This window comes from uncultured Maricaulis sp., from assembly GCF_905480005.1.
In the GTDB taxonomy this organism is placed as follows: Bacteria; Pseudomonadota; Alphaproteobacteria; order Caulobacterales; family Maricaulaceae; genus Maricaulis.
The window spans coordinates 1-6,267 of record NZ_CAJQOO010000086.1 but is presented as its reverse complement, the minus strand read 5'-3'; the positions used below and the strand labels follow the sequence as shown (position 1 = coordinate 6,267).

Annotated in this window: 7 protein-coding genes; 4 read left to right on the top strand and 3 right to left on the bottom strand. The window is 63.5% G+C overall.

The annotated features are described in order from the left end of the window. Positions 1 to 152: 152 nt before the first annotated feature. Positions 153 to 1,085, bottom strand: a complete 933-nt coding sequence (locus tag QZ266_RS08380) for a TraB/GumN family protein (protein ID WP_295693867.1) — start codon at positions 1,083 to 1,085, stop codon at positions 153 to 155. 102 nt (positions 1,086 to 1,187) lie between these two features. Continuing rightward, positions 1,188 to 2,051, bottom strand: a complete 864-nt coding sequence (gene mutM / locus QZ266_RS08375) for a bifunctional DNA-formamidopyrimidine glycosylase/DNA-(apurinic or apyrimidinic site) lyase (RefSeq protein WP_295693864.1) — start codon at positions 2,049 to 2,051, stop codon at positions 1,188 to 1,190. Between the two features lie 99 nt (positions 2,052 to 2,150). Between mutM and QZ266_RS08370 the strand changes: the two genes are divergently transcribed. Together QZ266_RS08370 and QZ266_RS08365 are read left to right on the top strand one after the other, a co-directional pair. Next, positions 2,151 to 2,843: a fatty acid desaturase family protein gene (locus QZ266_RS08370; protein ID WP_295693861.1), complete on the top strand. Its 693-nt coding sequence runs from the start codon at positions 2,151 to 2,153 to the stop codon at positions 2,841 to 2,843. A 116-nt stretch (positions 2,844 to 2,959) separates the two neighbouring features. Further along, on the top strand, positions 2,960 to 3,766 hold the full coding sequence (locus QZ266_RS08365) for a class I SAM-dependent methyltransferase (RefSeq protein ID WP_295693858.1): 807 nt from the start codon (positions 2,960 to 2,962) through the stop codon (positions 3,764 to 3,766). On the opposite strand, the gene QZ266_RS08360 is transcribed toward QZ266_RS08365, so the two are convergent. Continuing rightward, positions 3,763 to 4,173, bottom strand: coding sequence for a hypothetical protein (locus QZ266_RS08360; protein ID WP_295693856.1), 411 nt, complete (start codon positions 4,171 to 4,173; stop codon positions 3,763 to 3,765). The genes QZ266_RS08365 and QZ266_RS08360 overlap by 4 nt on opposite strands. 100 nt (positions 4,174 to 4,273) lie before the next feature. Between QZ266_RS08360 and ubiB the strand changes: the two genes are divergently transcribed. Together ubiB and QZ266_RS08350 are read left to right on the top strand one after the other, a co-directional pair. Next, positions 4,274 to 5,812 carry a 2-polyprenylphenol 6-hydroxylase gene (gene ubiB, locus QZ266_RS08355; RefSeq protein ID WP_295693854.1) on the top strand — a complete coding sequence of 513 codons (1,539 nt, stop codon included), beginning with the start codon at positions 4,274 to 4,276 and terminating at the stop codon, positions 5,810 to 5,812. A 72-nt stretch (positions 5,813 to 5,884) separates the two neighbouring features. Then, the coding region (locus QZ266_RS08350) for a protoglobin domain-containing protein (protein WP_295693852.1) at positions 5,885 to 6,267 on the top strand (383 nt) is incomplete at its 3' end.

Genomic DNA, 6,267 nt, shown 5'->3' with positions numbered 1-6,267 from the left:
CTCGGTTTTGTACTGGATCGTCTTGTAGCCCATTTCGGTGCTCCATCTGACGGCGCGGAAGTCCCGCGCGGGAAAATCCGCGCCGCTATAACGCAGACGGAAGCGAGCGTCGATACCGGGCGACCCGTTTGAGTCACCCGGTCTCGCACGACTTACTGGCGTGAGATGCTGTAACCGGCATCCTGCAGGAGCTGGATCACACCGTCTTCGCCCGGCAGGTGGGCCGCGCCGACGGCGATAAAGACCGTGCCTTCACCCTCCATGATCTCGGCAATCTGCGGCACCCAGTTATTGTTCCGCGTCACGATCAGCGTCTCATAGACCTCAGGGGATCCTTCACGCATGCTGCCATTGATCATCTCCTCGAGGACGGCCATATCGCCCAGGGCCCAGGCCGTCACCAGCTCATTGAGCTGGGTCGGCAGGTCGGCCATGTCCTCCAGGCCTTGATCGAAGGCACGCGCCTGAACCTCATCGGACACGCCGGCCAGAAAGCGGATCTGCTCCTCGGCGGTCTCGAAATAGCCCATCTGCGTATCGCTACCGGCGACAAGCGCCAGCAAGCCAGCCTCGGCACCCGCGCTGGGATCGAGGCCCAGCGCCTGCATTTGAGTAACAGCCAGCATTACCTGGGCCAGCCAGGGGCGCATCGGCTCCAGCATCGCCGGAGCGACGCCCAGCGTCGGGGCGAACTCGGCCAGCGCCGCATTGGCCTCGGCCGACAGAAGCGAGGACAGCGTTACACCGGGCGGATTGAGACCGTGCTGCATGACCAATTGCTGCATCTGGCCTTGCGACTCCGGCGAATGCACATCCGCCTCCAGATAAAGGGTATCGGCGCTCGCCAGCAGCGCCTGGAGCTCTGGCGTCTGCCAATCGAGGCCCGGCGGAAGAATGTGGAATGTGCCGAAGATATAGACGTCGGAATCGGCATCCGAGAGGTGCCAGACTGCCGGATCGGCCTCGAGGGCCGAATAATCCGCCGGCTGGGCCAGGGCAGTTGAAGCGAACAGGGCGCTGCCGGCAAACAGGGCGGCACCCAGGGCGCCGGAGACGGCGCGGCGGAATCGGGAGTGAGCTGACATGCAGGATCCTCAAAGAGACAATCGAAAGATGCGGACACGTTATCCGCACCGAACGCGCTGGCTAGCGGGAAATCACAGACCTGCTTCCCACCTGCACCCCCCTCAACGCTGGCAGGAACTGCAGAACCAGGTCGAGCGACCGGACTGGACGATGCGCTGGATGGCCCCTTGGCATCCGTCGGTCGGGCACGGCGCGCCCAATCGATCATAAACCCGGAAACGATGTTGGAAATAACCGAGCGCCCCGTCCGTGGACGCAAAGTCCTTGAGCGAGGAACCACCGGCCTCGATCGCCTCGATAATGACGGCCCGCACGGCAGTCGCGAGCCGATCGGCACGCACGCCCGGTATCGAGGCGGCGGCTCGCCGCGGGCTGATGCCGGATCGATGCAGGGCCTCACAGACATAGATATTGCCCAGGCCGGCGACGATGGACTGATCCAGCAAAGCCGCCTTGATCGGCGTGCGCCGCCCGGCCAGCACAGACGACAGGTAAGGTCCGGAAAACTCATTGCCATGCGGTTCCGGCCCCAGCGCACCCAGGACTGGATGGTCCGCCTCGGCCGCGGTCCGGAACAGGTCCATGTATCCGAACCGGCGCGGATCGTTATAGCGCACCACAACACCGCCCTCGGCCCGGAAGACGACATGGTCATGCTTGGGATTGGCGGGGGCTGCGTGGACGAAGTCACCGGGCTGGGCCGCCGCGCCGTCCACCTCGATCGAAAAGCGGCCGGACATGCCGAGATGCCCGATCATCGTCTCGCCGCCGCTCAGGCGCACCAGCAGATACTTGGCCCGACGGTCAATGCGCTCGACCCTTTGTCCTGTCAGCCGCTCGGCAAAGCGATCGGGGAAGGCAAAGCGCAAATTGGGGCGATTCACCTCGACGGCGAGGAGGCGTCGTCCCTCCAGCGCCGGAATCAGGCCTCGGCGGACCGTTTCTACTTCAGGAAGCTCGGGCATGGCTTATGTGAATCATCTTTACATTCAAATGGTTACATTTTCGCCGCATTTCCGGTTTCAGCTTCGCGGGCCTTTGGGATGCAATGGAGACGAGGCAGCATGTTTGATCATATGGATATCATCCTGTCAGCCGCGATAATCGCGGCACAGATCGGTCTGGGCGTTCTATTCGCCGACCTGATGAGCGGGATCGTACACTGGTATATCGACACTTATGGCGATCCGAAGACCCCCATTCTCGGCAAGCATGTCTACTGGCCGACCATCAATCACCATGCCCAGCCACTCGACTGCACCCGTGCCAGCTTCTGGTCGCGCAATGGTCCCAACCTCGCCTTGAGCGCGGCATTCCTGGTCGTTTTTCTCATCCTCGGTTGGATCAATGCCTTCACGCTCAGCGCCCTGGCCACCGGCGTTTTCGCCAGCGAGATCCATGTCTGGAGCCACAAACCGAAGCGCAAGAGACCGCCGCTGGTTCACTGGCTGCAAAGCCGCGGCGTCTTGTTGAGCCCGAAAGAGCATTGGCAGCATCACACCCACGCACACAATACCCGCTATTGCACGGTGACCAATCTGCTCAATCCGGCGCTCGACCGATTGCGCATCTTCCGCCTCGTTGAGGGCTTCGTGGAGGGGTTCGGTCGTCGCAAGCCGCGTGATGAGATCATGGGCATCGGACCGCTCGCCCGCGGACGGCGCATCATGTCCCGCGCCCGCCGCTTCGTCGCCGCGCATGCCTGGCAGGTCCGACGCATGGTGACAGCGCCCGTGCCGAAACTCGCCCTGGCGTGAGGGCAGGCCAACCCGCCTGCCAACCGGGCATGCGGCAGGCGTGGACACGCCCATGCGACAACACGGACCGCCCTCGCCGCTTTGCCGCGGGGCGGTCCGTGTCTATGTTGCCGGTCATGAGCCGTAGCCAGACCACACGCCCCGCCGACGACGCGCCCGACACGACCGTCTCTTTCGGCTTCACCGATGTTGCCCGAGACGAGAAGGCCTCACTCGTCCGCGGCGTCTTTGATCGGTCTGCGCGGCGCTATGACCTGATGAATGACCTGATGTCGCTGGGCATTCACCGCGTTTGGAAAGACATGGTCATGACCCGCGCCAATCCGCAGCCCGGGGAAGTCCTGATCGATGTCGCTGGCGGCACGGGAGATCTGGCTCGCAGCTTTCTGGCCAAGGCCGACGCGGTCGCCGAGCGACGTGGCAGCGACCGGAAGGCCAGCGCCATCGTGCTGGACATCAATGAACAGATGCTGCGCGCGGGCGTGAAACGCGGTCTGAAGCCGCACGAGGCAGGCCGGATTGACTGGGTCACCGGCAATGCGGAATGCCTGCCCCTGCCGGAGCGCACCGCCCATTGCGTCACGATCTCGACCGGCATCCGCAATGTCACCGACCGGGCCGCGGCCCTGAAGGAAATGCGCCGCGTCCTCAAGCCGGGCGGCCGTTTCCTGTGCCTGGAATTCACGCGTCCGACCAGCCGCGCCTGGGAGAAGGCGTATGATGCCTGGTCCTTCAATGTGATGCCGGAGCTGGGTCACTACGTCGCCAAGGATCGCGACAGCTATCAATATCTCGTCGAATCGATCCGCCGCTTTCCCAACCAGGATGATTTCGCGGACGAGTTGCGCGCGGCCGGGTTCCGACAGGTCAGCTACACGAATTTCTCCGGCGGGATTGCCGCCCTTCACGTCGGCTGGGCCTAGGTCGTCCCGAGCGCTGCCCGCTGCTGTGCCAGCCATGTCTCGGCTTCAGTCTGGGTCTCAAACAGCGACATCGGTGGCGAATAGACTGACGATCCGAGCGCTATCCAGTACTCCAGCATGCCGCGTTTCAGGGCATTGCCACAAACCTGGGCAGAGAAATTGGGCGCCGGTCCATAATATTGCGCGATGATCGGCTGCAACGAGGCCGCCACCTGCTTGAATCTTGCCGCGGTCAATTCACCGATCTCCGCATCATCATACACGACAATACGGTCACAGCGCGGGGTCCATCCGGGTTTGGCAACCAGCTCGAGGAGCAGCTCGGCGGGCTCTTCCGGCAGCACGTCACCCCGATAATGCACAACGGCGAGCTGCCGAAGCGGGTCAAATTCAATCCGGTGCGTCACGTCAACAGTCCCGCGGCAAGCCATTCAGTTTCAGTCGATTGGCGGCGCGACTTCACGCCACGCTCGCCAAGCTGCACCAAGGACACTAAACCGACAATCAATGTTTGACAGCCTCGCTTCTCTCGCGCGCCTTTTGCGCGCCGGCCTGACCCTGGCCCGGCATGACGCCATCCTGCCGGCCGAGTATCAGTCGCTCTATCCGGCTCCGGCCCGTTGGGCAGGTGCCGTCATGCGTGTATTTCGGCGACGCGATCTCGCCGAGAATCCGGGCGAGCGCCTCGCACGAGCGCTGGAGCAGCTGGGTCCGTCCTATGTGAAATTCGGCCAGATCCTGGCCACGCGCGGCGATGTCATTGGCGAGCGCTTTGCCCGCGGCCTGTCCCGGCTGCAGGACCGCATGCCGGCCTTCGGTGATGAAGAGGCGCGGGCGGTTCTGGCCGACGAGCTCGGCATGCCGGTCAGCGAGGCCTTCAGCGAATTCGGGCCTCCTGTCGCTGCCGCCTCGATCGCCCAGGTTCACAAGGCGACCACCCCCGACGGCGCGGTGGTCGCGGTGAAAATCCTGCGCCCGGACATCGAGCGGCGCATCGCGCGCGACATCCGCACCCTCTCGCTCGGCGCGAGCCTGGCCGAACGCTTCGCCCCGGCCAGCCGCCGACTGGAACCGAAGAAATTTGTCGAGACGGTCTCGCGCTCCCTGACGGTGGAAACCGATCTGCGCCTGGAAGCTGCCGCCGCGTCGGAACTCGGCGAAGCCGCCGCGGTCGCCGAGGGCTATCACATCCCGACCGTCGACTGGGCCCGCTCGACCCGACGCATCCTGGTCACGCAATGGATAGACGGGATTGCCCTGTCAGATATCGACGCCATTGCAGACAGCGGAATAGACCGGCCCGCCCTGGCAACCCGCCTGACCCGCGCCTTCCTTGCCACCGCACTCGACCGCGGTGTCTTCCACGCCGACATGCATGGCGGCAATCTCTTCGCCCGCACTGACGACACGGTCTGGGCGGTCGATTTCGGCATTATGGGGCGGATCGGCCGGGCCGAGCGACGCTTCCTTGCGCTGATCCTGCACGGCTTCCTGACCCGCGACTACATGGCCGCCGCCCGGGCCCATTTCGCGGCCGGCTATGTCCCCGCCAGACACTCCGTTGAAGACTTTGCCAGCGCCTTGCGTGCTGTTGGTGAACCGATCTTCGGCAAGACGGCCGATCAGGTGCCAATGTCACGCGTCCTGCTGCAGCTTTTCGAGATAACCGACTTGTTCGACATGCGCCTCCGGCCGGAATTGGTGATGCTGCAAAAGACCATGGTCCAGTGCGAAGGCGTCTCGCGCCAGCTCGACCCGCAACACGACATGTGGGGCGCGGCCGCGCCCATCGTCGAAGCCTGGATGAAGCGGGAACTGGGTCCGGAAGGGCGCATCCGCGATCTCGGCGAGGACCTGACGCGCCTGCATGATGCCTTGCGCCGACTCCCCGATGCGATCGATGACTGGGCCGATGTCGGCGCCCAGCTCAAGGCCGGAAAACTGTCACTCGGCGGCGGTCCGAAGCTGCGGCCCTGGTTCCTGCGCCTGGCCTGGCTGATCGGCGCTGGAGCGCTGGGCGCAGCTGCGATGCTGGCATTTAGCTAAAATATCGCTCCGATTTACACAAAATCGAAAGAAACACCTGCGCCTATTCCCAGTATGGCAAGAGATTTCATCATGAATGAAGAGGCACGCAGCCTGCAGCGCGAGTTCTTTCGCATCGACGAAGATGTGATCGACCGGATCCAGCACATCAAGCCGCGCCTGATGGAATATGCGGCAGAGGCTCTGGAGACCGTCTTCGACCATCTGGTCGGCAACCCGGAAGTCGCGCACTATTTCGAGATCGCTGACAATGTCGCCTATCTGCGCGCCGGCATGCTGGCCCATTGCGACGAGCTGTTTTCGGCCCGCTTCGACGAGCATTATTATGAAGCAACCGAAAGCATGGGCGAACGCCATGCCAAGCTGGAATTCCCCTCGCATGTCTATACGGCGGCCTATTCCAACATGTTCGCGCGCATCGTCGAGCTCGCCATGGCCAATCGTCGCCGTTTCAA

Coding starts and splice junctions, on each gene's coding strand:
- QZ266_RS08380 (WP_295693867.1), bottom strand. CDS start 1,085: ATGTCAGCTCACTCCCGATTCCGCCGCGCCGTCTCCGGCGCCCTGGGT.
- mutM (WP_295693864.1), bottom strand. CDS start 2,051: ATGCCCGAGCTTCCTGAAGTAGAAACGGTCCGCCGAGGCCTGATTCCG.
- QZ266_RS08370 (WP_295693861.1), top strand. CDS start 2,151: ATGTTTGATCATATGGATATCATCCTGTCAGCCGCGATAATCGCGGCA.
- QZ266_RS08365 (WP_295693858.1), top strand. CDS start 2,960: ATGAGCCGTAGCCAGACCACACGCCCCGCCGACGACGCGCCCGACACG.
- ubiB (WP_295693854.1), top strand. CDS start 4,274: ATGTTTGACAGCCTCGCTTCTCTCGCGCGCCTTTTGCGCGCCGGCCTG.